At 61.1% G+C, this 26,314-nt stretch carries 30 protein-coding genes; 17 read left to right on the top strand and 13 right to left on the bottom strand.

Annotated elements, in window-relative coordinates; translation table 11 throughout:
• Positions 1–92 precede the first annotated feature (92 nt).
• Complete coding sequence (locus AR689_RS17400; RefSeq protein WP_062072129.1) at positions 93–770, bottom strand: ABC transporter ATP-binding protein; 678 nt, start codon at positions 768–770, stop codon at positions 93–95.
• 58 nt (positions 771–828) lie between these two features.
• On the opposite strand from AR689_RS17400, the gene AR689_RS17395 reads away from it, so the two are divergent.
• The 4 genes from AR689_RS17395 to AR689_RS17380 are packed head-to-tail and all read left to right on the top strand — an operon-like array spanning position 829 to position 3,694.
• On the top strand, positions 829–1,620 hold the full coding sequence (locus AR689_RS17395) for an IclR family transcriptional regulator (RefSeq protein WP_062072128.1): 792 nt from the start codon (positions 829–831) through the stop codon (positions 1,618–1,620).
• Between the two features lie 27 nt (positions 1,621–1,647).
• Positions 1,648–2,007 carry an iron chaperone gene (locus AR689_RS17390; RefSeq protein WP_062073865.1) on the top strand — a complete coding sequence of 120 codons (360 nt, stop codon included), beginning with the start codon at positions 1,648–1,650 and terminating at the stop codon, positions 2,005–2,007.
• A complete protein-coding gene (locus AR689_RS17385) occupies positions 2,007–2,762 on the top strand; it encodes a class I SAM-dependent methyltransferase (RefSeq protein ID WP_062072126.1) in 756 nt (251 codons plus the stop codon). Before AR689_RS17390 ends, AR689_RS17385 begins: the two co-directional genes overlap by 1 nt.
• 32 nt (positions 2,763–2,794) lie before the next feature.
• The gene (locus AR689_RS17380) at positions 2,795–3,694 is read left to right on the top strand and encodes a diacylglycerol/lipid kinase family protein (RefSeq protein WP_062072124.1); all 900 of its coding nucleotides are present in this window, start codon (positions 2,795–2,797) and stop codon (positions 3,692–3,694) included.
• Positions 3,695–3,699: 5 nt separating this feature from the next.
• On the opposite strand, the gene AR689_RS17375 is transcribed toward AR689_RS17380, so the two are convergent.
• Complete coding sequence (locus AR689_RS17375) at positions 3,700–4,605, bottom strand: hypothetical protein (protein WP_231745577.1); 906 nt, start codon at positions 4,603–4,605, stop codon at positions 3,700–3,702.
• A gap of 118 nt (positions 4,606–4,723) precedes the next feature.
• On the opposite strand from AR689_RS17375, the gene AR689_RS17370 reads away from it, so the two are divergent.
• Both AR689_RS17370 and AR689_RS17365 read left to right on the top strand, forming a co-directional pair.
• The gene (locus AR689_RS17370) at positions 4,724–5,017 is read left to right on the top strand and encodes a DUF4287 domain-containing protein (RefSeq protein ID WP_062072122.1); all 294 of its coding nucleotides are present in this window, start codon (positions 4,724–4,726) and stop codon (positions 5,015–5,017) included.
• An 80-nt stretch (positions 5,018–5,097) separates the two neighbouring features.
• Positions 5,098–5,547, top strand: a complete 450-nt coding sequence (locus AR689_RS17365) for an SRPBCC family protein (protein WP_062072120.1) — start codon at positions 5,098–5,100, stop codon at positions 5,545–5,547.
• Here AR689_RS17365 and AR689_RS17360 read toward each other — a convergent pair.
• Genes AR689_RS17360 through AR689_RS23155 form a run of 3 tightly spaced genes read right to left on the bottom strand, consistent with a single transcriptional unit; the run spans position 5,544 to position 8,003 of the window.
• Positions 5,544–6,545 (bottom strand): hydroxymethylglutaryl-CoA lyase-like TIM-barrel protein, encoded by a 1,002-nt coding sequence (locus tag AR689_RS17360; RefSeq protein WP_062072118.1) that lies wholly within the window; start codon positions 6,543–6,545, stop codon positions 5,544–5,546. The genes AR689_RS17365 and AR689_RS17360 overlap by 4 nt on opposite strands.
• Positions 6,542–7,792 (bottom strand): CaiB/BaiF CoA transferase family protein, encoded by a 1,251-nt coding sequence (locus AR689_RS17355; RefSeq protein ID WP_062072116.1) that lies wholly within the window; start codon positions 7,790–7,792, stop codon positions 6,542–6,544. The genes AR689_RS17360 and AR689_RS17355 overlap by 4 nt, the downstream gene beginning before the upstream one ends.
• Before the next feature lie 40 nt (positions 7,793–7,832).
• Positions 7,833–8,003, bottom strand: coding sequence for a GntT/GntP/DsdX family permease (locus tag AR689_RS23155; RefSeq protein WP_231745576.1), 171 nt, complete (start codon positions 8,001–8,003; stop codon positions 7,833–7,835).
• Positions 8,004–8,055: 52 nt separating this feature from the next.
• Here AR689_RS23155 and AR689_RS17350 point away from each other — a divergent pair, with 52 nt between their 5' ends.
• From AR689_RS17350 to AR689_RS17325, 6 genes are all read left to right on the top strand, one after another.
• Entirely contained in the window at positions 8,056–8,568 is a 513-nt protein-coding gene (locus AR689_RS17350; protein WP_062072115.1) for a GNAT family N-acetyltransferase, read from the top strand.
• A gap of 88 nt (positions 8,569–8,656) precedes the next feature.
• Positions 8,657–9,733: an alpha/beta hydrolase gene (locus AR689_RS17345; protein WP_062072113.1), complete on the top strand. Its 1,077-nt coding sequence runs from the start codon at positions 8,657–8,659 to the stop codon at positions 9,731–9,733.
• 60 nt (positions 9,734–9,793) lie between these two features.
• Positions 9,794–10,753, top strand: a complete 960-nt coding sequence (locus tag AR689_RS17340; protein WP_062072111.1) for an alpha/beta hydrolase — start codon at positions 9,794–9,796, stop codon at positions 10,751–10,753.
• Positions 10,754–10,848: 95 nt separating this feature from the next.
• On the top strand, positions 10,849–11,475 hold the full coding sequence (locus AR689_RS17335; protein WP_062072109.1) for an FMN reductase: 627 nt from the start codon (positions 10,849–10,851) through the stop codon (positions 11,473–11,475).
• A 59-nt stretch (positions 11,476–11,534) separates the two neighbouring features.
• On the top strand, positions 11,535–11,855 hold the full coding sequence (locus AR689_RS17330) for a hypothetical protein (protein ID WP_156424632.1): 321 nt from the start codon (positions 11,535–11,537) through the stop codon (positions 11,853–11,855).
• A gap of 121 nt (positions 11,856–11,976) precedes the next feature.
• On the top strand, positions 11,977–12,333 hold the full coding sequence (locus AR689_RS17325; RefSeq protein ID WP_231745575.1) for a TFIIB-type zinc ribbon-containing protein: 357 nt from the start codon (positions 11,977–11,979) through the stop codon (positions 12,331–12,333).
• 3 nt (positions 12,334–12,336) lie between these two features.
• On the opposite strand, the gene AR689_RS17320 is transcribed toward AR689_RS17325, so the two are convergent.
• Entirely contained in the window at positions 12,337–12,912 is a 576-nt protein-coding gene (locus AR689_RS17320) for a hypothetical protein (RefSeq protein ID WP_062072104.1), read from the bottom strand.
• Positions 12,913–12,919: 7 nt separating this feature from the next.
• On the bottom strand, positions 12,920–13,393 hold the full coding sequence (locus AR689_RS17315) for a hypothetical protein (protein WP_062073863.1): 474 nt from the start codon (positions 13,391–13,393) through the stop codon (positions 12,920–12,922).
• Positions 13,394–13,982: 589 nt separating this feature from the next.
• On the opposite strand from AR689_RS17315, the gene dnaB reads away from it, so the two are divergent.
• The 4 genes from dnaB to AR689_RS17295 all read left to right on the top strand — a co-directional run bounded on the left by dnaB (position 13,983) and on the right by AR689_RS17295 (position 18,545).
• Complete coding sequence (gene dnaB, locus AR689_RS17310) at positions 13,983–15,371, top strand: replicative DNA helicase (RefSeq protein WP_017197290.1); 1,389 nt, start codon at positions 13,983–13,985, stop codon at positions 15,369–15,371.
• Between the two features lie 101 nt (positions 15,372–15,472).
• Positions 15,473–16,198 (top strand): hypothetical protein, encoded by a 726-nt coding sequence (locus AR689_RS17305; protein ID WP_231745574.1) that lies wholly within the window; start codon positions 15,473–15,475, stop codon positions 16,196–16,198.
• A gap of 384 nt (positions 16,199–16,582) precedes the next feature.
• Positions 16,583–17,860, top strand: coding sequence for a hypothetical protein (locus tag AR689_RS17300; RefSeq protein WP_062073861.1), 1,278 nt, complete (start codon positions 16,583–16,585; stop codon positions 17,858–17,860).
• A 133-nt stretch (positions 17,861–17,993) separates the two neighbouring features.
• Positions 17,994–18,545, top strand: a complete 552-nt coding sequence (locus AR689_RS17295) for a hypothetical protein (RefSeq protein WP_062072102.1) — start codon at positions 17,994–17,996, stop codon at positions 18,543–18,545.
• Between the two features lie 413 nt (positions 18,546–18,958).
• Here AR689_RS17295 and AR689_RS17290 read toward each other — a convergent pair whose 3' ends face one another.
• A complete protein-coding gene (locus tag AR689_RS17290) occupies positions 18,959–19,618 on the bottom strand; it encodes a helix-turn-helix domain-containing protein (RefSeq protein ID WP_231745573.1) in 660 nt (219 codons plus the stop codon).
• Positions 19,619–19,983: 365 nt separating this feature from the next.
• On the opposite strand from AR689_RS17290, the gene AR689_RS17285 reads away from it, so the two are divergent.
• The gene (locus AR689_RS17285; RefSeq protein ID WP_062072100.1) at positions 19,984–21,405 is read left to right on the top strand and encodes a sugar transferase; all 1,422 of its coding nucleotides are present in this window, start codon (positions 19,984–19,986) and stop codon (positions 21,403–21,405) included.
• Positions 21,406–21,895: 490 nt separating this feature from the next.
• Here AR689_RS17285 and AR689_RS17280 read toward each other — a convergent pair whose 3' ends face one another.
• The 5 genes from AR689_RS17280 to AR689_RS17260 form a co-directional block, all read right to left on the bottom strand.
• On the bottom strand, positions 21,896–23,470 hold the full coding sequence (locus tag AR689_RS17280; protein WP_062072098.1) for a tyrosine-protein kinase domain-containing protein: 1,575 nt from the start codon (positions 23,468–23,470) through the stop codon (positions 21,896–21,898).
• Between the two features lie 138 nt (positions 23,471–23,608).
• Positions 23,609–23,929, bottom strand: a complete 321-nt coding sequence (locus AR689_RS17275; RefSeq protein WP_197412915.1) for a PqqD family protein — start codon at positions 23,927–23,929, stop codon at positions 23,609–23,611.
• A 101-nt stretch (positions 23,930–24,030) separates the two neighbouring features.
• On the bottom strand, positions 24,031–24,663 hold the full coding sequence (locus AR689_RS17270; protein WP_062072095.1) for a glycosyltransferase: 633 nt from the start codon (positions 24,661–24,663) through the stop codon (positions 24,031–24,033).
• Positions 24,656–25,231 (bottom strand): glycosyltransferase, encoded by a 576-nt coding sequence (locus tag AR689_RS17265; RefSeq protein WP_062072093.1) that lies wholly within the window; start codon positions 25,229–25,231, stop codon positions 24,656–24,658. The genes AR689_RS17270 and AR689_RS17265 overlap by 8 nt, the downstream gene beginning before the upstream one ends.
• Positions 25,232–25,247: 16 nt before the next feature.
• Entirely contained in the window at positions 25,248–26,303 is a 1,056-nt protein-coding gene (locus AR689_RS17260; protein WP_062072092.1) for a glycosyltransferase family 4 protein, read from the bottom strand.
• Between the last annotated feature and the right edge of the window lie 11 nt (positions 26,304–26,314).

The following is a 26,314-nucleotide window of genomic DNA, read 5'->3' as shown; positions in this document are numbered from 1 at the left end:
TGCGCTGATAGCGTCTGGCGGATCGGCGGGTGAACCGGACAATCTCAGAGGCCAGCTCCCGGTTCTGTGGGGAACGGTCAAGGGCAAGCGTGTCAGGCCCCGGCAATGATCAAAGCCCCCTGCTCCGGATCGAATTCGCGGACTTCCTCATCAATGACCAAGCATGTGGAGGCCGTGGAGAGCAGCAGTTGCGGATCGTGGGTCACCAGCACCACCGCCCCACCGTCCTTGGCATGTTCAGCAATGCGCCCACCGAGGGCAACGCGCATCTGTGGGTCCAGCCTCTGCTCCGGCTCATCGAGGATCAGGAGCGACGACGGGCGGATGAGTCCCGCGGCGAGCAACAGCCTGCGCCGCTGCCCGGAGGACAGGGCATCCGGGATTGCATGGGACCTGCCCATCAGGCCGAAGAATTCGAGTTCTTCTTCCACGCGCGCCTCTGGATCATTGAGGGAGTGCCCCCGGGCGATCAAGAGCAGATGCTCCCGGACTGTGAGCGATGGGAAGAAGAGGTCGTCGTCGAAAACGGCGGAGACCTGCCGACGGAACGGCACGGCGTCCGGATCGATGAGGAGGCCGTGGACCTTCACGTCTCCGGCCAGGGAGGCCTGCCGTCCTGCGATGGTCCGGGCTACCGTGGACTTTCCCGCGCCGTTGACGCCGACGATTCCCAAGACCTCACCCGCGTCTACCGTCGCAGATACTTCGCCGCATACCGGAGCCCCGGCATAGCCCACCACCAGGCCTTCGGCCTCCAAAACTGTCCCCATGGTGCAACCCTACCGGCGGGATTGGCGCCGCCCCGCTGCAGCGTTTAGCGTGAGTCCTATGTCAGCATCCGATGCTTCCGCGAAGGCCAACGGCAACCCCTTGCTTGTCCTGGGCAAGATCACGTCCATCCTGGATGCCTTTTCCTTGTCCGAGCCGGTGCTTCAGTTGGCCGATATCCGCGAGTTCACCGGCATGCCCACGTCCACGGTGCAGCGACTGGTTACCAATTTGACCTCCCAGGGCTTCCTGGACCGGGAAGGCGATGCTTACCGCATCGGCATGCGGATGGCTTATTGGGCGGCGCCTGCCACCCGGGGGATGGAGGTGGTGGACATTCTGAGCCCGCTGCTCAAGACCTTGCGGGACACCACTGGCGAGACTGCCTGCTTCTTCAAGGCTGAGCAGCACTACCGGGTGTGCGTGGCCATGGCTGATACGCATCACGCACTCCGCCGCGAGATGCACCTGGGCAAGATTGTCCCTCTTCATGCCGGATCAGCCGGCAGGGTCCTGCTCGCTTGGTCTCCTGAGCTGATGGAAGCTGTCCTGCGGGATCCTTTGGAGTCCATCACGGACTACACCATCACCAGCTCCGAGGAACTTGAGGCTGCCGTAAAGAAAACCCGCGCCGATGGGTTCGCGATCACTGTGGGTGAGAGGGAGGACGGGGCGTCCGGCCTTTCTGCCCCTGTTTTTGACTCTGCCGCCGGCTTGGTGGGAGCTGTGACCATCAGCGGACCAACACTTCGAATGCCTCTGGAGACGTGTGAGGCCTGGGTGGAACCCCTTCTCGCCACTGCAGAACACATGACCAGGCTCATCGGCGGCCGGTTTCCCGGCGAGAGCTGATCCTCAACCAAGAGGGAGAAAGTGACCATGCCTGAGACTCACCAAACAGTGGACGCGTACATCTCCGCCCAGCCTGAGGCCACTCAGCGGATCCTCCAGGAAATACGCCGGACCATACACGCTGCTGTTCCGGATGCGGGGGAGATGATCAGTTACGGCATCCCCACCATCACCATTGACGGGCGCTATGTGGTGTACTTCGCTGCCTGGGTGCACCACCTTTCGGTCTATCCGGTCCCTCGCGGTGATGAAGGACTGACTGCTGAGCTGGCGCCGTTCTTGTCGGGCAAGGGGACGCTGAAGTTTCCGCTGGCCAAGCCGGTTCCCTACAGCCTGATAGCCAAAGTTGCTGCCCAACTCGCAGCAGAGAAAAAGATGGAGCACTGATGAGGGACTTCGAAACCTTGGTGAACGAGGCTGCCGAAGCGGACGTGACAGGGTGGGGATTCGATTGGCTGGAGGGGAGAGCCACCGAGGAGCGTCCGCCGTGGGGATTCGCCACGTTGCTGGCCGGGCGCCTGGCTACCGTCCGGAGTGCCCTGGATCTTGATACGGGCGGGGGAGAGGTTCTTTCAGAGGCTGGCACGTTCCCTGAGCGCATGGTGGCTACCGAGGGTTGGCCACCCAATGCCCAGCGGGCTGCTGAAAGGCTCGGTCCCCGTGGGGTGGAAGTTGTTGAAGCCACCACCGATGGGCCGTTGCCGTTCCCGGATCAGTCCTTTGACCTGGTCACGGCCAGGCATCCCGTTCGGCCGGACTGGCACAATATTCACCGCGTCTTGGCCCCGGGCGGGCACTATTTTGCCCAACATGTTGGCCCGGCGTCGGCGTTTGAACTCGTTGAGCACTTCCTCGGACCTTTGCCGGAACAGAGGAAGGGCCGCGATCCGCACGCCGAGTCGGCCGCTGCGGAAGCTGCCGGCTTCACCGTCGTGGACCTTCGGACGGCCCGGTGCCGCATGGAGTTCTTCGACGTCGGCGCGGTGGTGTGGATTCTCCGTAAATGTGTGTGGTGGGTGCCCGACTTCTCCGTGGCGGCCTATCGTGACAAACTCAAGGAGCTGGACGAGCACATGAGAGCTGGACGCCCCTTCATCGCTCACTCCACCCGGCACCTGATTGACGCCCAGCGCAATGGGTAGAAGTTAAACGGGCGCACCTAGGAGGAGTACGTATGGATTCTGCACGGACCTTTGAGTCGATTGTCATCATCTTCAATCCCAACAGCACCGGGGATGCACCTGAGTTGGCGCAGCAGCTGCATGACAAGCTGAGGGAGCTGCTCACGTATCAGCCCAAAATCACGCTTCAGCCCACGGAGCACGCCGGGCATGCAGTTGACCTGGCGCGGGAAGCGGCCTCTGAGGGCGGCGACGTCCTGGTGGTTTCGGTCAGTGGAGATGGCGGCTACAACGAGGTGGTCAACGGTGTGATGCAGGCCGGAAACCCGAAGGCCGTCTGCGCAGTCCGGGCCGCGGGCAACGCCAACGACCACAGCCGGATCATTGGGACAAAGCCGTTGGAAGAGGCCATTGCTGACGGGCGGGTCCACAACATCGACCTCCTTCGCATTCACACGGGACAACAAGAGAACGAGCCTTTCGAATACGCGCATTCCTACATCGGGTTCGGACTCACTCCGGTGGTGGCCACCGAACTTGAAAAGGGCAGTAAGGGCGCCCTCAAGGAAATGGTCACCGTCATTCAGACTTTCTCCAAGTTCGAGCCTTTTGGTATCCGCTTGGCGGATGGGAAGCGCAGAAAGTTCGACAGCCTTGTCTTCGCCAATATCAACGAAATGGCCAAATATGCCACGTTGAGCGAGGCAGAGAATCACCCGTCGGATGGGAAGTTCGAGGTGATCGTCTTCCCGCACATGCCCAAATGGCGCACTGTCCTCACTGCGCTGAAGGCCGCTACGCAGGGACTGGGCGATCAGCCGAGTGTGAGCAGCTACGAATTCACCACCCTCAAGCCGCTTCCGTACCAAATTGATGGTGAGGTAAAGAGCGTGGAGGCTAACGTCAAGGTCAAGGTGGAGTGCGCTCCCGGGGCTTTGGCTACTCTGGGCTAGGTCCGTTAGCCTGCGCAGGCGGCGGTGACGAAGTGGTAGATCCGGCCGCGCAAGTCATTCGAGGCCGGAATCTTCAGCAGGCCCTTTCGGTCACCGATAGCTACCCTCAGCGGCAAGAGGGTTCCCACCTTGTCTTCAGCAACAGCATGGGGATCACAGCGGGCCGGGCGAATGGTCAGCGGGACTTCCTGTTGGGCTGCGCCCACGGTGACGTTCACGGGCCAGGGAGCTGCGGGGGATTGCGCCAGCAGCGTGGTCTCCTCGAATGATTCGATGGTGAAGCCCGGCATGTCACTTTCCGGCGTGGCTGGGGTAATGACAAGGCGCACGACGGCGGTGCGACCGTCCGCGGCCACCTCAAGTTGGGGGTCCAAGACCATGGTTGCGATGGTTGCTGCTTCCGCGGCGATGCACAGCTCGCCGGCGTTCCTGGGCAGGACGCCGAAGGGATCCGAGGCGCTGGTGGTCTCTTCCAGGGAGCCCGTGTCCGGTGCTGAGTAGTTGATCTTGGCGGTGAGTTCTGTTGACGCGTCTTTGGATGCTTCGCAGGTGGCCGCGGGCAAAGCAGCAGGAAGGCTTTTGGGCTGACGGGGTGGCAACTCAAGGCCGCCCTCTGATGAATCCCAGGAGATGCCACCTTCAAACAGCCTGGATTGCAGCCGGGCGCCGGTCACGGTCAATGGCGAATCCGTGGTGTTCGTGAGCTGTATTTGGATGGTTTGCTTACCGTATTGATCCCGGGATTGGTTGACCTCCACGGTGATGGGTCCAGGGCTTCGGCTGGCGGCCGGCGAGGAGCTGCCGGAGCTGCCGGGGCTGCCGGATCCGGTGGAGTCGCAGCCGGCCAGGAGCGGCAGTGTCACAGCGACGGCCATGCCCACCGCAAAAGAACGCCACCGCCGGCTCATCATGCGATCAGTGTAGGTCGCACGTCCTTCGTGGAGCACGAGATGGTGCAATCAGCCCGATAGGATGTCCGCACGTACCAAAGATTTCCGCCCGTTGAAGCAACGACGAAAGGCGACACAGATGTCGTTCCAGGCTTACCTTGATGCCATTGAAGACAAAACCGGGCTTACCCCACGGCAACTGGTTGACATTGCGGAAACCAAGGGCTTCAATGACCCTTCGGTGAAAGCCGGAACGATTCTCGAATGGCTCAAGGCTGATTACGATCTTGGCCGCGGCCACGGAATGGCGTTGGTGCACGTCATCAAGAAGGGCCCAAAAATCGACAGCAAGCATGTGGGATCGGACGGAACTCACCGCGATGAGTCGGACACGCTGTGGCTGGACGGCAAGGACAGCAAGCCAACTCCTTGATGCGATGCTGGCGGGCTAACACTCAGCATGCTTAGCTTAGGGTCAAGCCATTTCCTGTTGTGCACGCAGAGAGGAACGCCATGGCCACCGTGACGCAGATCTTCCCATCCCCTGCCGCTGACATTTGGAGGGTGATCGAGGATGGCTGGCTTTATTCCGGCTGGGTGGTGGGAGCCTCAAGAATCCGCGCCGTGGACGAGCACTGGCCACAGGTTGGTGCAAAGTTGCACCATTCCGTAGGCTCCTGGCCCTTCCTTATTGATGACAGCAGCCGTGTGACGAGCATGGAACCGCGCCGAAAGCTGGAACTCCTTGCGAGGGGCTGGCCGTTGGGCGAGGCCAGGGTGCTGATCACGCTGGAGGACCTCGGCGGCTCCCAATGCCGTGTCTCCATTTTGGAGGATGCCGTGCGTGGACCAGGAAAAATGGTGCCCAGGGCCCTGCGGGATCCCATCGTTTCCGTCCGAAACCGCGAGACCCTGAGGCGGCTGGAACTCATGGCCGCAGGCGGAGCCGGCAGAAAAAGCTAAATGGTGGACTGGCCGGACGCGATTCCCGGGCCAGCGGCCGGTCCGCCACTGGCCGGCATGACCCACTCAAAGGCCGCCGCCTTGGACCGCGCTCCCTGAGCCGCCTTGGAACGGTTCGGCTCACCCAGTTCTGACAGCAACTTCTCTGAAAGGACCACGAGTTCGCCAAAGACGTCCGGGGTCAGCCAGCCGGGGCGGGTTGCGAAGAGGATGTCTTCAGTGGAGGTGTTGCCGCTGGCGCCGGGTGCGAACGGGCAGCCGCCCAGGCCTCCGAGGGCGCCGTCCACCATCTCCGCGCCGGCCTGGATGGCTGCGAGCGTGTTGGCCACGCCCAGTCCCCAGGTGTCGTGACCGTGATACACGATCCGACGCTTGGGGGACTCATCCCGCACGCGGGTGATCAGGCGGGATACCTGCGCGGGAACGGCCTGCCCCAAGGTGTCGCAGATGACGATGTCCGTGGTGCCTTCGGCGCGGGGATCGTTGGCGATGGAGAGGATGCGCTCCTCGGGGACGTAACCCTCAAACGGGCAGGTGAAGGAGGTCGCAATACATAGCTGAATGCGACCATTCACTGCGTGGGTGTACTCGACGGCGTCGGGCAAAGCGGCCAGGCTCTGGTCAGTGGTGCGCCCGATATTTGCCGTGTTATGCGAATCCGAGGCGGACAGGCAGTACTGGAAATTCCGCGCGCCAGCGGCAGACGCTTTGGCTACGTGACCGGGTGTTGCCACCCAGATCCAGCATTTCTCCAGTTCCTCGGGCGTGAGGGCCTGGACCACTTCCAGTGTGTTGGCCATGGTGGGGACCAAATCTGCGCGGGCCATGGAGCCCAGCTCTATCGCCGGCACTCCCAAACGCAGCAGCTCCCGCACGGTCTCGATCTTCTGTTCGGCAGGCAGGAGTTTGCCGGTGAGCTGAAGTCCATCGCGCAGCGTGACGTCCCTGAGGATGACGTTGCCCAGCGTGGTGGCCAGGGGACTTTCGAAGCGGTTCATGGTTGGAGAGCCTCCTCGCGGCCGGAAGCCGCATTGATCTGTGCGGAGTCCATGTTCAGGAGTCCGCCAAGGATTTCCTGGGTGTTTTCGCCCAGATCCGGGCCCAGGTTCCTAATGGGCAGGGACTGGTTACCGATTACCGGAACGATGCCTGGGAAGCCCACGCCGGGAAGGATTTCCTCACCGGTGGAAACGTCGAACTTCTGGATCATGTTGCGGGCGGCGTACTGGCTGTCCGTGCTGATGTCCGCCGCGGTGTAAATGGGGCCGGCCGGAACACCGGCGGCTTCCAGGGCCGCGAGGGCTTCAGCACCGGAAAGCGTGGCTGCCCATTCGCCGATTGCCTGATCCAGTTCTTCGCGCTGCGCCCAACGCCCGGCGTTCGTCTGGAGTGCGGGGTCGTCGGCAAGGTCCGGGCGGCCTATGGTCTGCATGTATCGCTGGTAGATCGAGTCACCGTTTCCGGCCACCACAATGCTCGCGCCGTCCTTGCACACGTACGCGTTGGAAGGAGCGATGCCCTCCATCCGGCCGCCCACCCGCTGCCGGTCCACGCCGTAGGCCTGATAGTCCGGGATGAGCGATTCCATCATGGAGAACATGGCTTCGTTCAGTGCGACGTCAATGATGCGCTCGGTGAGCGGCGCAGCGCCAGCCGAGTCCCGTCGTCGTGCTTCACGTTGGTAGAGGCTCATCATGGAGCCGAAGGCGGCATAAAGGCCGGCGATTGAGTCTCCAATCGAGACACCAACACGGACGGGTGCGCGGTCCGGGTCGCCCACCAGGTTGCGGAACCCGCCGTAAGCTTCTGCGACGGCGGCGAAACCGGGTCGCTCTGACAGGGGGCCCGTCTGCCCGAAGGCGGAGATACGTGTGACGATCAGGTCAGGATTGGCCTCGTTGAGGACTTCCGGGCCCAAACCCCACTTTTCAAGGGTGCCCGGGCGAAAGTTCTCCAGCAGGATGTCGCACTTGGCAACGAGCTCCAGCACTGCCTGCTTGCCCGCGTCCGTGCGCAGATCCAGGACCACGGACTTCTTATTGCGGTTCAACGTGCGGTACAGCATGGATGTGGTGCCCTTGTGCAGGCGCCAGTTGCGCAGTTCGTCGCCGGTCCCGGGCCGTTCCACTTTGATGACTTCAGCTCCGAAGTCGGCCAGCAGCCTGCCTGCCGTGGGCGCGGCGATGTAGTTGCCGAGTTCCAGCACCCGGACGCCGTCCAGGGGGGCGATTGTTTGGTGTGTCATGGTCTTCTTTCGTGCGTGGCGGGCAGGTTGGCGGGGCCGGTCAGAACAGCAGGCTCATGGGCAGGATCAGCAGGATCGCAACCACAGAGGCTACGGACACTCCCACCGTGACCGATTTGAGTGCACCCCTCACACTCTGGCCCAAAAGTGACTGCAGGAGCCAGAACGTGGTGGTGGTGACGTGAATCATGCGCAGACTCGCCAATCCCATATTATGAGCTTGAACTCATAATGCAAATACTTTCGGAAACTAGACTGAAATCGTGACGTTCGTGATCAGGCCTGCCATCGAGGCTGACGTTCCCGGGATTGTGGCGTTGGACCTTGCGGCCAGCAGATTGTCCGCCGCCACCGCCGACGCCTTTGCGGCGAAGATAGGCGCTGCAATCTCCGACTCCGCGCGTTTCGTCCTGGTGGCCGAAATTCAGGCAAATGTGACCACGGAAGGCCGTTCCGGCGTCGTGGGGTGGGCGAAAACGCATCACTGGAATTGTCCCGACGGCCCTGCTCCCAGCGGTCACTACTTGGGAGGTGTCACCGTGCTGCCGGAGTTCAGGCGCCGCGGAGTAGCGACGAAACTGACCGAAGCGCGGCTGCGATGGATCTGGGAGCGGGCGGACAGGTCCTGGTATGTGGTCAACGCGCGAAACCAGGCGTCTCTGGCTCTCCACTCCAAGTGGGGTTTTCGGGAGGTGGCGAGAGGTCCGCGTTTTCACACCGTCAAGTTCGACGGCGGCGAGGGGGTTCTGCTCTCAGCGGCGCGCCCGTTGGCCTGACGTTCAGGACGCGCAGGCGGCTTCCCTTCGCTGTCCCGCCGTTGCGCCTTAGCATGGTCCACAGGGACACCGACTGGGGGAGTGTGTGATGGGGCCGTTGGAATCGATCCAAGCCAAGACGCAGAGTGTTGAGTCGGCGGCAACCCCCTCACCACCGAAGGCACCCCGAAGGCGATTGACCCGGCATTGGAAGCTTGAGTTGGCGATCCTGCTGGCGCTGCTCATCGCGCTGGCACTTTCGGCCACTCCGTGGCCCTCGGCACTTCTGATCCGTAGTGTTTTTGAGCGTGGGGCGCAGGCAACAATTGACGAAATGACGCCGTATGTTCCGGATGCACCGCTGCAAACCCGGGACGGCGTCGTGTACAAGCCCGGTTCCACTTTCGATGTCTTCAGTCCTGCAGGCACCACTGCCCCACTTCCCACGGTGGTGTGGATTCACGGCGGTGCCTGGATTTCGGGGGCCCAGCGCGACGTGAACCCTTACCTGAAGATCATCGCAGCCGAGGGCTACACCACTATCGGCATGAGTTACCCAATAGCCCCGGAAGCCACCTACCCTACGGCGGTACGGGACATCAACGAAGCCCTCGCCTATATCAAGGCGCACGCCGCCGAGCTGAACGTGGACACCAGCCGCATCGTTCTCGCCGGTGACTCCGCCGGCGCCCAGCTCGCCAGCCAGATGACCACGCTCACTGTGAACCCCGAGTACGCCAATCTGATGGGAATTGAGCCCGCCCTCCAGAAGTCGGATCTGGCGGCCACCATCCTGCACTGCGGCGTATACGACCTCCGGGCCATGGCTGATCTTAACGGAATCGTGGCCTGGGGCTTTAAGACGTCACTGTGGGCCTATACGGGCACCAAGGACTGGTCTGCTACGTACGCCGGGGCCACCATGTCCACCATCGACTTCGTGACCGACGACTTCCCTCCCACGTTCATTAGCGGTGGCAACGGTGACGGGCTCACCTGGCTTCAGTCGGTTCCTTACAGCAATCGGCTGAAAGGCGCCGGTGTTCCAGTGACAGAGCTCTTCTGGCCAGCCACGCATCAGCCCGAGCTCCCGCATGAGTATCAGTTCCATCTGAACTTTGCCGAGGCACGTGAGGCGCGGGACAAGACGTTCGACTTCTTGTCCGAGCATGCACCGAGGCGATAGACCCAGCAGGGGCCATCCGCGCCATTCAATGTATCTCCATGATGGAACTATTATTGAGTAATGACTCCAACAGATCAGGTGCCCGCCCGCGCTCCCCGCCCAGTGCTCTTCTGGGTATCGTGCCTGTGCGTAGTGGCCCTCACGCTTGTTCCCCTGTGGATGGTGTTGGGGAATCCGGCGGTCCTGCGCGGACATCCGCTCCTGCCGTCGCTGTTGGTGACATCCGCCGTCGTCGGAGTTCTTTGGGGCATCCTGCTGTGGCGTCGACGCGGCAGGTCACCCAGGCGTTCCGTAGCCAGAGCGGTTGGGGCGTGGGCTGCGCGTGTTGCCGTGCTGGCACTCGTGGCCATGCTGGTGTGGCTGAATCCCTTCGCCTATCAAGCCTCCGGAGCGGCTGAAGCGGGGTCCGCCGCCGGGGTTTCCTTGGTGGATTCGCCCACGGCCCTCACTCTGATTCCGGCGGGGGCTTCTGCCACGAAAGGACTGATTTTCTCCCCGGGCGCTCGCGTTGAAGCGCGGGCATATGCGGACATCCTCCGACCCGCAGCGGATGCCGGAGTCCTGGTGGTGATTCTCAAGACGCCACTGAATCTGAGCTTATTGGACGGGAACCAGGCGCGCGGGGCCATGGCTGATCATCCTGAAATCTCCACGTGGGCCGTGGGTGGCCACTCGCTGGGTGGCGTCAGCGCAAGCTCCTTTGCCCTCGAAAACCAGGACGTGGACGGCCTGTTGCTCTACGCCTCCTACCCGTTGGATTCCCTGCGCGACCGCCCGGGGCTGCAGGTTCTGTCCATCTCGGGCTCGGAAGACGGGCTCAGTACGCCCGCCAAGATTGACGCATCCCGTGAGTTGCTGCCCCTCGATGCGACCTTCGTCGAGGTGCAAGGCGGGAATCATGCGTTCTTCGGAAACTATGGTGCGCAGCCCGGCGACGGCGAACCTTCTGTGGACCGCGACGGTGCCCAGGAGCAGATTGCCGGGGCTACTGTGGCGTTTCTGACCCAGCTCACAGGGTAGTCAGGGCGTCCCGGGAATACTTCGGAGCGGCTCCCTGTTCATTGATTTAGATGCAAACGCATGTAAGCTGGATGAACGAGCAACAGGAGAATGCCATGGAAACCCGCCGCATCACCGTACTTTCCGCCGGACTCGGCGTCCCGTCGTCGAGCCGCTTGCTGGCCGACCAACTGGCCGCTTCCACCGAGCGGCAACTGCGCGCGGCCGGGTACGACGCGACGATTGACGTCGTCGAACTGCGCGACCTCGCAGTGGACATCGCAAATAACTTCGTCACCGGCTACGCCGCACCGCGCCTCGCCGACGTGATTGCCGGCGTCGAGAATTCCGACGCCATCATCGCGGTCAGCCCCGTCTTCAGCGCCTCCTACAGCGGCCTGTTCAAGTCGTTCATCGACGTCTTGGACCCGAAGTCGTTGGAAGGAAAGGCCGTGTTGCTGGGTGCCACAGGCGGTACAGACCGACACCAGATGGTCCTCGACTACGCCATGCGTCCCCTCTTCAGCTACCTGCGCACCAGGATCGCGGCTACGGGCATCTTCGCGGGACCGCAGGATTGGGGAAACACCGACGACGGCGCCTCGCCCCTCTCGGTCCGGGTGGACAGGGCCGCGGGTGAACTCGTGCAGCTCCTGAGCGGACCCCAGCCCGGGCGTAAGGCTCCGGTTCTGGAGTCGCTGCCTTTTGAACAGCTCCTGGCCGGAATTTCAGCAGCCAGGTAGCCCTGCCGTCTCCTCTCGCCTGAGCGATCCTCGCCATGTCCCCAGGGATAATGGGGGGCATGGACATTGCAACGCCGCACCACCTGGACGAGTTGCTGGCGGACGGCGAACTCCTCACCGTGGCCAGAGTATCGACATACCTCGCCGCACATCGCTTAGCGACCGCGAATTGGTTTGGTCGTACCGGCCGCCCTGAAAGGTCGGCGTGGATCGACCGCGACGGCACGGGCTGGAGAGTCTGGGATACCGATGAACGCGCCGGGATCATGGACTTCACCATCGTTCGCACCGAATCGGAAACAGAGGCGCTGCAAAGCTTTCTTCGCCGGGCGCAGCACCACCTCAAACAAGACGGCGAAGCGGTTCGGCGTAACCTTTGAGGCGGATCCGGGTCCTCATGAACATCGGGAGCATCCGTTTCCCCACTGGTTCATCGGCCGGCCCTTGGATGGCCCGAACTAATTGTCCGGGCCGATCGTTGGGGCAAACATGAAGTGTCCTGTGGATTCCATTGACCTGGTGATGAGCGAACGAAGCGGTGTTGAGATCGACTACTGCCCGCAGTGCAGGGGTGTGTGGCTGGATCGCGGGGAGCTGGACAAGATCATTGATCGCGTCGCCGCCGAAACCATCCCGGCCCCTGCCCGTCCCGCCGCCGCACCACCCCAGCCGCCGATCGCGCCGCCGCCCATCTACAACCCCTTTGAGTCACGGCCACAGCAGCCCCGGTACGATGACAGGGACAGGCGCGACTACGACCGCAGGGACAACGATCGCCGCGACGGCTATAACCGCGATCAGTACGGCCGCAAGCGTAAGAAGAAGGAAGGCTTCCTGGGAGACTTGTTCGACTTCTAGGCTCTAGTCGTCCAGGAGCTCAATGAACTCGCGGGCCTGCTTAATGTTGATGTCTGAGTGGCGCGTCAAAGCAAGTGCCGCGCCCTCGACGTCGCCGCTTTTGGCCAATGTACGGATACGACCATAAATCTCGTCGTTGAGCATGTTGCTGCTCACTTCCCGGGTGACATCGCCCTTGCTGACGATTGCCCTGTACCTGTAGGGGAAACGTTCAGGCCCATCGTCGTCGTCGGACATCAAGTCTTTTGGCGGGGTCTCCGGGGTGAACGGCTGGGGATGCGACGCCAGAGCGCCGACGGCGTTACGCGAGGCCCGCAGGCCCTCTCCGGTCGCCTGCAGGTACAGCTTGATGGCCGCCATGCCCTGTCCCTGCGCAATTAGCGAGTAAAGCTGCCTGTGCTGTTCTTGGTTGAGCTTGGCTGCAGACTCTTTGGCCAACTCCACCGGATCCTTGGGTGCATTCGCCACGGCGGCGTCGGCCTTGCTTTCAGCGGAACGCTTGGTGAAGGAACGAATAAGCAGGAGCACGCCCGCGATGACCGCAACGAGGATCAGGAGCGGGATGAGGATGGAATCCATGGCGTTGTCAGAGCCGATCTACGTAGTTCTTGGCAGTAAGCAAATCTGAGTGGGTGGCCTGGCGCAGGACTTTGATGGCCTCGATCTTCTTCCCGCTACGGACCAGGTTCTGTAACTCGAAGGCGAGTTGCGGGTTCAGTTGACCATTGGGAAGTACTGCGGGCTGGTGTCCTGTGTGGCCGGCAGCGTGAGACCGTGCAGCCTGGGCTTGAATGGCCGTCCTGGAGTTCTCTGCCTGTTCCCTCTGGCTGGCCTCGTTCTGGCTCGGCTTAGTGGTGGCATCGATCCGCGCGCGGAGGGCCAGCGCCTCCCGCACCTGGGACGCCTGGTGGGCAGCGGAACGTGCCGCCAGTTCGCGCTGATACCTCTCCGCGTCTGAGACGCCGGTATCTCGCGGTTTGAAGGCCGCCGTGAGTGCCCATAACAGGCCCACGAGGACAAGAAGCGGAAGGACAATCGTCAGCACGTCACCAAAGTTCATCCCCATGCTTAGAGCTTATGTCAGAACTTCGTTATCCACAGCACATTCCACTTTCGGCATAGGCTTCTGAGAGGACTCTGTCAAATCAAGGCATGGATTGTAAGATGCATCACATTTTAGGCATGTACGGCATGATTTTCCTCGGCTGAATGACCATTCGGGCACGGCGTCTGTGGATTAATCACTCGCAAAATTTTCTCTCCTCCACAGCTTGTGAAGAGCGTTTTCGCAGGTCAGAGCATTATTTCCCCGAAAAGAATTTCTCTATCCACAGGGTAACGCACAGTCTGTGCACAACGTGTGGTCGGTATTCCACAGGTTATCCACAAGGGGTGTTCGGCGCCTGCTGTAACGTGTCTGAAGTGTCCATTTTGGGCACGAATATCCCGCGACGTGGTTCTTCGGGTCCCGAAAAGTCACCGCTGGCAACGGGTCCACGGACCCGACTGTGGATAACTTGTGGATACGCCCATTTTGTCGGACCAGCCTGACATCCTGAGATGCATCAGGTGGACCCGTATCCACGCATGGCGCTTTACGGGCCGTCAGGGAATACATCTCTGCAGCGGCACACAAATGGAGGACGGCTTTGTCAGTTACGCACTTGGACTCAATCGAGGGCTCACGCGCTTCGGACTCGAGCCGGAAACCTCCCCAGGACATCCCCGCAGAACAGTCGGTGCTTGGTGGCATGATGCTCTCCAAGGATGCCATTGCCGACGTCGTGGAGATTGTTCGTGGACACGACTTCTACCGTCCAGCTCACGAGACCATCTATGAGTCCATCATCGACCTCTACGGCCGTGGCGAACCCGCCGATGCCGTCACCGTCTCGGATGAACTGACAAAGCGCGGGGAGATCAACAGGATCGGGGGGCCCGCATACCTCCACGAGCTCATCCAGACGGTGCCCACCGCGGCCAACGCCGGCTACTACGCCGAGATCGTTGCGGAGCGGGCAGTGCTGCGGCGCCTTGTTAACGCTGGCACCAAAATCGTCCAGATGGGCTACGGCCAGGACGGCGAAGTGGAAGACCTCGTCAACCAGGCACAGGCCGAGGTGTACGCAGTGGCCGAGAAGCGCACGGCCGAGGACTACGTGGCGTTGAAGGACGTCATGGAATCCACCGTGGACGAGATCGAGGCTTCAGGTCACCGCGGCGAAGGCATGACGGGCGTCCCCACGGGCTTCTACGAACTCGACGAACTGACGCACGGACTCCACCCCGGCCAGATGATTGTTATCGCTGCTCGTCCTGCCGTGGGTAAGTCCACATTCGCCCTGGACTTCGCCCGTTCCGCGGCCATCAAGAACAACCTGGCTACGGTCATGTTCTCCTTGGAAATGGGCCGGAACGAGATCGCCATGCGCCTTCTCTCCGCAGAAGCGACCATTGGACTGCAGGATCTTCGCAAGGGCACCATCAAGGACGAGCAATGGTCCAAGATCGCCACCACCATGGGCCGGATGAACGATGCTCCGCTGTTCATTGATGACAGCCCCAACATGTCCCTCATGGAAATCCGCGCCAAGTGCCGCCGCCTCAAGCAACAGCACGACCTCAAGCTCGTGATCCTCGACTACCTCCAGCTCATGAGCTCCGGTAAAAAAGTTGAGTCCCGCCAGCAGGAAGTCTCCGAGTTCTCCCGTGCCCTCAAGCTGCTTGCCAAGGAGCTGCAGGTTCCCGTCATCGCGCTGTCACAGCTGAACCGTGGTTCCGAGCAGCGCCAGGACAAGCGCCCCATGGTGTCCGACCTCCGTGAATCAGGTTCCATCGAGCAGGACGCCGATATGGTGATCCTGCTCCACCGTGAAGATGTGTACGACAAAGAGTCGCCCCGAGCCGGCGAGGCAGACATCCTCATTGCCAAGCACCGTAACGGTCCCACCAAGGACATTGTGGTTGCCTTCCAAGGCCACTACTCACGCTTTGCCAACATGGCCGGTGAAACCGGAGCGGGTGGCGGCGGCTTCTAGCCCGTTGCCTCTCTGAGCCGTGTCCCGAGCCGCCCTGTCAGGGCGGTAGTCTGGTTCGTGGCCGCGACTGCGGGAATTACTAAAGTCATTGGGGGAAATGAGTGAAGAAGAATTTGCTGCCCGGAATCGGTGCAACGGTTTTGGTGCTTATGACATTGACGGCTTGTGGTGGGGCTACGGCATCACCCGAGTCCGGGTCCACCCCGGCAGGCAAAACTGCCACAGCCACACCAACACCCGCTAAGCAGTACGCGAATGAAGAGCTAGTGGCGTTGGTGGAGCAGGTAAAGGAATCCGACGGCACTAACAGGGCGGTAGTTTCAGGACCGGAGCTGGTGGCCCAGTTTGAGCCTGTTCGGGTGCTGACGAAAGCAAGCATTGAGCCGGCAGGGTGCGCGGACTTGGGCACCCTCGGCGCATACCAGGCAATCGACGGTTCTACTTCTGCTGGCACCACGAGGTCGAAAACCGGTGACTTCATCACCAGCCTGGCAGTAACCTCCGGCGTCGACACCGGAGTGCTGCAGGCGAACTTGGACAAGAGCAAGTCGCAGATTGAGGCGTGTAAGAAAGTGACGCTCTCCGCGGAGGGCGACACCATGACGCTTACTACCGAAAAAATCGACGGCGTCGGCAACGTGCCCGGGACGGTAGGGCTGAAAACCATCATGGTGATGCCGGATGGGAAGGCTGGGGCCATCTACAGCGCTCACGCAATCAAAGGCGGAGTCCTGATTTCTGCCTCGGCCTCCAGTAATAATGCCGCATCCGGTGGCCCGGAAGCGGTAGGTGCGCTGATGGACCAAGCCGCCGAACTCATCAAATAGCTGCAACCTAAGGGTCGTAGGGCGAGGGGTTTGCCCGCCCTGCGGCCCTTTTGCTGTCTGCGGATCGGATGCTGTCGTCACCGGTCGGCCAACGCTAATGCTTCCACCAGGCCCTGGTGGGTCTCGTCGATTGCGCCACTGCGGCATGATCACTGAATGTCGGGCCGTTAGTCTATTTGTTCTTCCAGGGGCATCAGTGGTCAAAATCCCCGCTTCTACGTAGTCAGTAATGGATGACCCTAAATGGCTGCGGATATTTAGTGGTATTGATTGGATGCAATCAAAAATACCGGCGAGCTGTTTGGCAATCCCGGTCCCGGCGCTACGAATGTTTTCAGGGTTGAGAACTTCCGAAAAGGCCGTTTCAAGAAGAGGAACACAATCATGACCACTAGGTCGGCGGCGAGCACTCATCAATGGACCAAGGGGTCCAATTCAGCAGAAGAAGCAAAAATTCTTGCGGGAAAGGGTGAACTGAATCTCCGTGTCCTGGGGGCTGCTGTCTCAGTGGTCCTGCAGGCAGGAGTGACTCAGGAACTTCACGCGGAGCTGCGGCGGGCGTGGTCCCGCTGCCTCGATCAAACCGGCGAGTCGGTGCACGCCTTGAGCAGTTCTGTTGCAGACTCGGGCGCCCCGGACGAACGCCCCTTTCGTGCCACCGTCTCCTCTACGGTTGGCACTGCCATGGTCACCGGCAGGACGTTCAGAGAATTCGCATCGGATCTGACCAGCGCCGTCACCTTGGCTGGCATCACCGCGGGACGAGGCTCCCTGGTCATGTTGCACGCCGCGGCGTTGGCGGATGAAAAGACTGGCCGGACTGTGGCGCTTGTAGGCCGTTCGGGCATGGGGAAGACCACCGCAACGAGACATCTCGGGGCCGTACTGGGCTACGTCACGGATGAGACCGTCGCCGTCGATGGCTCGGGCATCATCGTTGCGTACCCGAAACCGCTATCGCTGATAGTTGAAGAGCCCACCGCTCCAAAGCATCAGATCAGCCCCGACGAACTAGGGCTGCTGGTGGCACCGCCCGCGCCCACTCTGGCGCTGGTGGTCCTGCTGGACCGAAAACCCGATGCCGACGTTCCCAAGGTCACTCCGCTTTCGCACGGCGAAGCTATCATCGAACTGGCACCCCACACATCGTCCCTGGGTGAGGTCCGCCGGCCAGTGAGCCGCCTTTGCGGGATCCTTGACGCGACCGGTGGCGCCGTCCGGGTGACGTACCGCGAGGCAGGAGACTTGGCCGGTGTCTTGCCGGCCCTCCTTGAGCGGCTAGCCATCGCCAAGACATGGTCGACAGTCCTGAGCGAGGGTACCCGGCAGTCCGAGGGTCGGCGGCGCCTCCATGCCCCTCACCTCACGGTTCTGAAGAGGGCAGATCTTCTCGACGCAGTTGAGATTCCGCTACCCAGCGGCCACGGCACGGAACTCATCGTCATGAACAGCCAAGGCGTAGTCCGACTGACCGGCATTGGGCCTGCAATCTGGCACGCACTGGCTACTCCCTGCGATCTGAACGGCATCGCCGAGCGGCTCGCTCCTCATATTGGACTTCCAGCCGGGTACGAATCCCATTTGCTGAGCAGCGTGGAGGAACTTAGGGCCCATGGAGTTCTGGTGGATGCCTCACCTGGTGAATCAGTAAAAAACCCATGAATCTTGCATAGTACATCCCAAGCAGTAAAAAATGTGGGAAAAGACAGCAATGATAAGTTCCGTTTGCACCGAAATTTCCACGAAAGATTTACTTCAGTCAGCTAGCGTGCTGACTGGCTTGAAGGAGCAAACGATGACCTTGGATAAAGGTAAAGAAAAAAGTTCGACTATTGACCGGCGCAAGGTAGTCATTGGCACTGCGTGGAGCATTCCCGCAATTGCCATTGCTGCTGCAACTCCGGCATTGGCTGCCTCAGTCCCGCCCGTCGTTGTGACGCCGGGAACCGGAACTGTCATCAGCAACTGGAAGGGCGACCACCACTACGGGAGCTTCGAAGAGGACCTGGATCAGAGGGCATACGATTTCCCCGTCACGGTAAACGAGGCCAACGGTAACCCTGTTGTCGGTGCCACCGTTACTGTCACCGTGTCAGGGCAGAACGAAGACGGCGACGTGCTGGGTATTTACGCATACCCGGCCCCTGATAATGATGGCCCTGAAGAAGATCAGAGCCGCAGTGCCACGGTGGTCACCGGGGCCGATGGTGTTGCTCGCTTTGCTGTGAGTACGCAAAACCTGAGTTCTGATGAAACGCCGTCAACCGCCACGATGACGGTGACCGTGACCTACAACGGCACCACCACGGTATCCGTCATCAGTGTTGTTCTGACCGAATCCGACTAGAAGCCCAAACGTCAGCTGCCTCCGCCTCGGATGGGGGCAGCTTTTGCTGTTTTCGGTCTTGCCGGGTGGTGGGTGTGTTCGCCCAGCCCGGTAAGAGCGCACCTACGGGTTCGGCTCTGGTCGTCGAGCCCGTAGGTTGCGTTCCGGGCCTACGGGTCGAGTCTCCGCATCAACGCCTCAGGCTCCCGACGGTCCGCGGCCCCCACGAAGATTGATGGGCCTTCTCGAACGCCCACACCAGGCCCTGTTCCCTTAGCGCCGGGCATTTAACCACTCACTGTTCGCCACGCCCCGCTGGCGCCGCTGCGGTCTGCCCTGCAGCTCTTACCTGGTAGTTGCTGGCTTATTACCGCTGTGATGATCTCAGTGGTGGAGCGCCGAACGCCTAAGTGGCGGGTGCCCTTATGCCCTCTTTACCATCGCCCGGCGGCATGCCATTGAGCATCCGTGTGACTGTAACCAATCTCCTGAAGTGCATTCGCCAGTTCCCCGCGGGTGGCACACTTGAGGCCTGCTGCAGTGAGCTTACGACGTCCGCGGAAGAGATGTCCGCGCACAGTGGTGGTACGGAGTCCCAGCCCGGAGGCCAGCGAGGAAGCTGTCAGCGCCCGGCGCTGCGCGAAGAGTTCCAGTACTTGTATCTCACGGTCAGTGAGATTGGTTCCGACGCTGGTCTGTGCTGGAAGCGTAGGGGCGGCCCCAACCACCACCGCTTCAATCTGGACGGGTATCTCCGCAGCTGTCGAGTCCTCATCCAGGATTGCCACGGCGCCCTCTGCGGCCAACGCGGACCGTTGTGCCTGGCTTACCTTCCCCAACACAATGCATCGTCGGCCGGTTGCCGCAATTGTGCGGACCTTCAGTGGAAGGGGTACTTCATCATCAAAAAAGGCGTCCAGTGCTATCCAGTGGGCTGCTCGTGGGTGATCGTGCGAAAAGGTAGCCCACGAGCTGTAGACCTTCCCGAGTGTTGTGGCTTTGGCACTGCTTTCCCACTCGAACATCACTGCGCTGTTGAGCACCGGATTTCTGTGGATGAAGTCGACATCAAAGGTGTATGCAACTGCTCCCAATTTCCCCTCCGATCGATGGACAGGCTCACGTCTGTTCCGCGCCGGCCATATGTGGATGGCGATCCGGCACATCAGTAAGGTAGCCCTCCGGTGACGCCCCGTCAGTGGGCTTTCCTGCGCCGGCTCAGTGGTGAAGGGCCGGGCTGTGCGAGCCACGTGACGCCCGCTGTACCGGTCCAAGGCCCCTAGTACTTTGTGAGTAGTCAGACCACCCCATGCCGTGGGCCCTTCCATAATCAGACAGGCGGGGTATCTCCGCCTTCCTCACTCCTTCCGGAACCAACAGTTAGCCACATGGGATTTTGGTGTTGACATTGATGAATAGACCCGCCCAAAGTGAGAGCAGTTCACGCCAGCGACATGACATGCTTGAGCATGACGGCCGGGTAAAGGTCTTGCTGGTTGATTTCCTGTGCATCACGTGGGCCGTTGCGATCGCCGAGCTACTTCGCTTCGGTCTTGAGCGCCCCTCACTGGGCATAGGGTCCGTTCAGACGCCATACCCTTTGGTGAGTGTGGTCCTCGACGTCCTCTGGTGGATAGCCTTGGGCGTCCTAGGGACCAGGGAACCTCGAATCCAGGGTTTCGGCACTGAAGAATACCGGCGGGTGACCACGGCGTCATTGTGGCTGTTCGGAGGAATAGCCATCTTCTCCTACGTGTTCCAGCTCGATACGGCCAGAGGCTACGTCGCAGTGGCCCTGCCGTTAGGCATGGTCAGCCTGCTCATTGGCCGATGGGCCTTGCGGAAGGACCTCATCCTCCGGCGGAAGTCCGGCCAGCATCTTCGTCGGGTCCTTGTCATTGGAGGGGCCCCGAGCACAGCCCACCTTGTTCGCCAACTCCGCGCTCATCCAGCGGCGGGTTACCAGCCCGTCGCGGCGTATCTGACCACGTCCGACGTTACCGAGCCTTGGCCGGAAGGCCTTGATCTGCCCGTCATGGGGAGGGGCAAAGACCTGGACGGAATATTGGCAGCGGTGGAAGCCACGGCCGCAGACTCCGTGGCCATATCCGGCGCAGACGTGGATCCTCCCACGCTGCGGCAATTGGGTTGGACCCTGACCGCGCGTGATATTGGCATGTTTATGGCACCGGCACTGACCGACGTAGCAGGCCCGCGCATTCACATGCAGCCCTTGGCCGGGTTGCCGCTGATCCACGTGACCACACCCAACCTGGAGGGACTGAAAGCGCTCGCAAAACGCGGATTCGATTTCTGTGCGTCGTTGGTCCTGCTCACTATCCTGGCCATCCCTATGTGCGTCGTTGCACTCTTGGTCAGGATGGACAGCCCTGGCCCCGCGATGTTCCGTCAGACCCGCATCGGCCGTTCCGGTGAAGTGTTCAGCATGCTGAAGTTTCGATCCATGGTGGTCGATGCCGAGAAGCAGTTGTCCCGGCTCGCCGACCTGAATGAGGGCAATGCAGTCCTCTTCAAGATGAAGGATGATCCTCGCGTCACCAAGATAGGCCGGTTCATCCGTCGGTATTCCATCGACGAGCTGCCACAGCTCTTCAATGTGCTCATGGGCGACATGAGCTTGGTGGGTCCCCGCCCGCCGCTTCCAGTGGAAGTGGAAACCTACGACGAGTTTGCCCACCGCCGGCTCTTGGTTAAACCTGGTCTCACGGGTCCATGGCAGGTCAGCGGGCGCAGCGATCTCTCCTGGGATGATTCAATTCGCCTGGACCTTTACTACGTGGAGAACTGGTCGATGTTTCAAGACATGATCTATCTCCTGCGAACCGTTAGAGCAGTCTTTGCCAAGGACGGCGCCTACTAAGCAGTCGGCTCTACGGGGCGCGGTATGACGCAGCGTTGGGAAACTGCGCTGCCGGAGTGGCGCATCCAGTACACCCGGGCCACTGATTCATGAACGAGGCTTCAGCTCTCGTCGACCAGTGATGCACGGCATTCAGAGTGTGGAGGCTACTGTTCGGCGCCGCACTCGCATCAGGCAGCATGTTCCGTCCGTCCGAACCGGTTGTGGCGGGCATGGTCGCTTTCGGCAAGATTCCGACGTCGGATGCGTAGTAAGCGCCTCTGGCGCTCGTCGTCACAGCGGTCGCCGTTGCCGATGACGACGTCTTGGCGAAAGCTGCCCCGCCCGCCACAGCAACCCTCCACTGGCGGTAGCGTGTGACGCGGTCGCCGCCTGGCTGTCCAGCGAATCAACATCAGATCCACCCCCAAACCTGAAGGCCTGGGTTCACGCCAGATAAGTCACCGGACTTGCCCTGGACGGCCTCAATCGACCCCTCGGGGCAGTAGAACTAGCTGGGAGGGGCCGAACGCCGGCCCCTGGAGCCGTCCTGGGGTGCACGCCATGTGCTGACAGAGCCCAGGAACGGTGAGGCCTCACGAATGTCGGGCACGGGATTCACTGCGTCAGCGTCCGGACTCCTGCGCGAAGCTGACGTCGTGGTGGTACTTGGCGCCGGGGGTTGGTGGTCCTTAAGGTCTTCGGCGCTCCCATATGCACCGTAATAGCCGTAGTTGAGATCTCCCGGTCCCTTGGTGGCAACGCAGTTGAGGATGACCCCCAGAACGCGCCCGCGAACACGCGTGAGGTTGCCGAGCGCCCGGTACAGGGTGTCCCGGGTTGTCTTGCGCGCCCTGGCGACCACAAGTGTGCCGTCCGCGACGCGGGAGAGTACTGCAGCGTCCGTAACAGGAAGCAGTGGCGGAGCGTCGATGAGAACCATAGCTCGCTGCGAAAGGTCCCTGAGCAGGTGTTCCATGGCCCGTGAACCAAGGAGCTCGGACGGATTTGGGGGTATGCGACCCGCGGTAAGGATCCGAAGGTGGGGATTCGGACCCCATTCCTGAAGTACGTCATCGATGGAAGCCCTGCCTGAGAGGACGTCCGTCACACCAACATCAGGCAAGACACCGAAAACCTGATGAACTGTGGGTCGGCGAAGGTCCGCATCCACAACAATGACGTCCCTGCCAGCGGCGGCGATGGTCGCAGCCAGATTACTGGTCACCGTGCTCTTGCCTTCGGAAGGGAGAGAGCTGGTGATCAGGAGGATTCGCGGAGGGTTGTCCACATCAATGAAGTCCAGATTGGTGCGCAGTTCCCTCAACGCTTCAGCCATGGCGTGGCCGCCGGGGACCCGGTGCATTCCCGTAGTACTTTCCAGGACGCTCGACTTTTCGCTGAGCCGTTTGTCCAGGGGCAGAGTACCAACGACCGCCAGGCCGAAGAGGCGTTCAATCTCGCTGGCACCGCGAATCCTGCGGTCCAAGTGGTTTCGTGCGAGGGCGTACCCAAGGCCAATGAGTAATCCGGCGGCCAGTCCAATGCCAAGGGTTGCCGTCAGAAGCGGGGAAACGGGAGCCGATGGCAGGCTCGCCTTGGCCAACGGCACAATCTTAGTGACAGGCTCGGTGCCAGGGCTCGCATTGCCCTTGTCCAATTCGTAGACCTGCGCAGCCAAGGCAGTCACCCACGCGTCCGCCACATTTTGGGCGGTTTGCGGATCGGATGACCGAGCACTGACCCGGATTTCCACCGAATCGAGGGGGACACTCACGCTGATCGATCGAGTGACATCCGGGGCCGATTCCTTCAAACCCAAAGACTTAATGACGCTTTCAGCTACCAGGATGGACTCGCCCACGGACTGATAGCCCTTGGCTTTGGATTTGGCGAGGCTGTCTCCCGCGAGAGACATGCCGAGGTTTTCGGCCCCCGCTGCCACCACTATGCCGCTCGACTCAGCGGAGTAGACCTTGGGCTGCAGGGCGTACCACCCGAGGGATCCTCCCACCATCAACACTGTGATGAACAGGATCCCGAGCCAATGTGAGCGGACTACGGAAAGGAGGTCATTGCCTGACATCCCTTGAGGTTTATCGTCCTGCAGCAATTGTGTGGTCCTCTCCATGCATGCCAGGTGCGTACTGTTCCAAGACTTGTAGTGTCAGTCTCGGTACTGTCATGGAGTACTGAGAGACTCGAAGGCCGCGTGGCTCAGTACCTAGATACCGCCCTTCATCACCGGCGCAGGACCGGTGGCGGGTTTGTCACTGCCCCGGGCAAGGCCATGGAAGGAAAGTGCAGCCAGGAAGTTCCTGACGTGCTCTGCCATGGAAGATTCGTCTGCTTCCGCAAAGGTGCTGGTCAACTCTTTGAGAATGTCGTCTTCAGTACGTGTTCCATCAACGAGTTCCCAGATGGCGGCCGCAGACCCGAGGAGGACGAGAGGGGAGCCACGTTCCAGATTCAAGACCACCAAGCGCTCTTCGCCGTCATCCAGGACTTCGGCCACAGCTTTCGCCCTGTGCCAGAACTGATTCACTTCATTGCACCTGTCTGCGAGGCCTGAGGGTGTGCCGGCAGCGAAGAAAGCCGACTCCGTGGTCCCGTCCAGTTGGCTCTCCGTAGCCGTCCCCGGCTTTATCAGTATCTATGGGGAGCCCCCAGGTTCCCCGGCCACATGCTCTTGGAGGAGTTCAGGCGCTTCACGGTGCAGCCGGACAGACTTTGGTAGACGTCCTCAAGCTGATGGGAAACCACCTCCATGGAGAACCGTTCCCTCGCCAGATGGAGTGCGGCCGCTGATGAGGAGTTTCTGAGAGCGGGTTCGGCGACAAATCGGCGCATGGCTGCGGAGAGAGCCTCGACACTTGAATCGGAGACGAGCCCCGCCCCTGACTCTGCAATGAACGGGGCCAGCCCGCAGCTGTCGGTCACGATGACAGGGACGCCCACGGACATGGCTTCAAGGACGCTCATGGGGAACGGCTCATTGATGGACGGCAACACGTACACGGATGCTTTTCGCATTCGGTCGAGAGTGCTGCCGGGCTCCAGCGGACCTTCAACCCGGATCCAGTCCGAGGTCCCCGTTGCCCGAATTTGCTGACGCACCTTGGACTCTTCGCCTTCGTCCGGCCCGACGAATGCCACCTCTATGGGCTCGTCGATGGTGTTGCCGAGCAGGGCCGCCGCTTCAACAAGCACAGTGGGGCGTTTTCTGCTGTGTAGCCGGGCGAGGTATAGGAATTCGAAGGATCTGCTGTTCTTATCCACGGCGATCCTTTTCCACTGAGACGTCGGCCAGAGGCACTCCGTTGACGAGCCTTTCGAGAGTGCCGTTATCAACGCCCAAAAGAACTTCAAGGGATGTCTTTTCCTCGGGCGTCAGCCAAAAACACCGTTGACTGGCGCGTAGCACTCGCAGGGTAAGCAGCGCGTCCAGGATCTTGGCCAGCTTCTTCCCGGACTCGTCGATCATCCCGTGCGTTTGGACCACGAAGGGTGTGCCTCGGATCAGGCAAAGGAGGGCGGCCGGGAGCATCACCAGATCGCGCGCAAGGTGCAGGTGGACAACATCTGCACCCTTAAGCACGCGCCATAGAGAAGGCAGCATAGCTGGAGCGAAGAGCCCGGCGAACCCGGTACCCGGAATGACGCGGAGGGTCCTGAAAAGCCGGGTACGCACACCGGGGCCAAAGTACGACGGGTCCACATCCCCACGTGCACCAGCGAATATTTGAACGTGGTGTCCACGCTTTGCAAGTTCTGTGGACTGATTTTGCGCAACCCGGACGGGCCCGCCGTAGGCCCCGTCCGGACTGACCAGGGTTACAACCTGCACGATCCTCAGTGGATGACTACCGATTCCTGCCACGACCGGCCTCCCTTAGCGTGCGCTCGATCGCCGCGTAGTAGCGGTCCACCATGACGTTCTCTTTGTGCTGATGGGCATGGGCCAAGGCTTCCCGTCGCCGCGCGGCAACGTCATCAGGACTGCTGAGCAGTGCACGAAGGCGGCCGTGCAACGACGTCGCATTGAGGGGTGTAAAGCCCACTGCCTGCGCGCCGGCCGCGTCAGGAAGCCCGCCATGACGCGCATAGACCACTACGCATCCCGCGGCGGCCGCCTCCAAGGCCACGGTTCCGAACGGCTCCGGCATCCGGCTCGGTATAACCACGATGGAATTCCGGTTCAGGATCAGGTTGGCCTCCTCAGGGCCTTGGGAGCCCACGAATGTCACAGCGTTGCTCAAACCGCTCTTCTCGGCGAGGTCCTCAAGGCGTTCACGGTGGGTGCCATCACCCACGATGGTCAGTGTGAAGCCGTCTATTTCTCCTACAAGATTCGCTGCTGCCTGGATCAGGAGGTCGACACCCTTGTCCTCGCTCAGACGGCCCAGATAGACGATGCCCAAGGGAGCACGTTCCTCGCCGTCGAGAACTGAGAAGAATTCATCCCGATAGCTGTTCGGAATGACTTCAACATCGCCGTCAACATGATCCGCCAGCGCCCGGCTGTTGGCCACGATGACATCCGCCCGCTGGATTATCCGGTACTTAGCGGCATATTTGATCCGCTGGAATCGGGAAAGTTGCTGCCCGGGCAGGGTCACCCACATTCTGAGGGTGACCATCCATGGCTTGCGGATCAGCGCAAGAGGCCACCAAAGTGAGATGGCCGGGTTGTTATGAAAAACGACGTCGGCCCTGTTCACCAGCGCCAACAGGCGAAGTGGGGAGGGTCGCCTGAAAACTTTGTACGGAAATGAGCGGGTCTTGTCGGTCTCAGGTGTCTTGGTGATGACTGTTACTTCAGCACCGTGCCTCATGAATCCACGCGCAAGAATGTCCGAAGTAATTTCCACTCCGCCGACGCTTGGGTAAAAGACGTGGGCGACCAAGACGATCCTCAACGGTCGTTCTT

The organism is Arthrobacter sp. EpRS71, from assembly GCF_001512285.1.
GTDB lineage: Bacteria > Actinomycetota > Actinomycetes > Actinomycetales > Micrococcaceae > Arthrobacter.
Note: the sequence above shows the minus strand (reverse complement) of the source record. Positions and strands in the feature narration are given on the sequence as shown.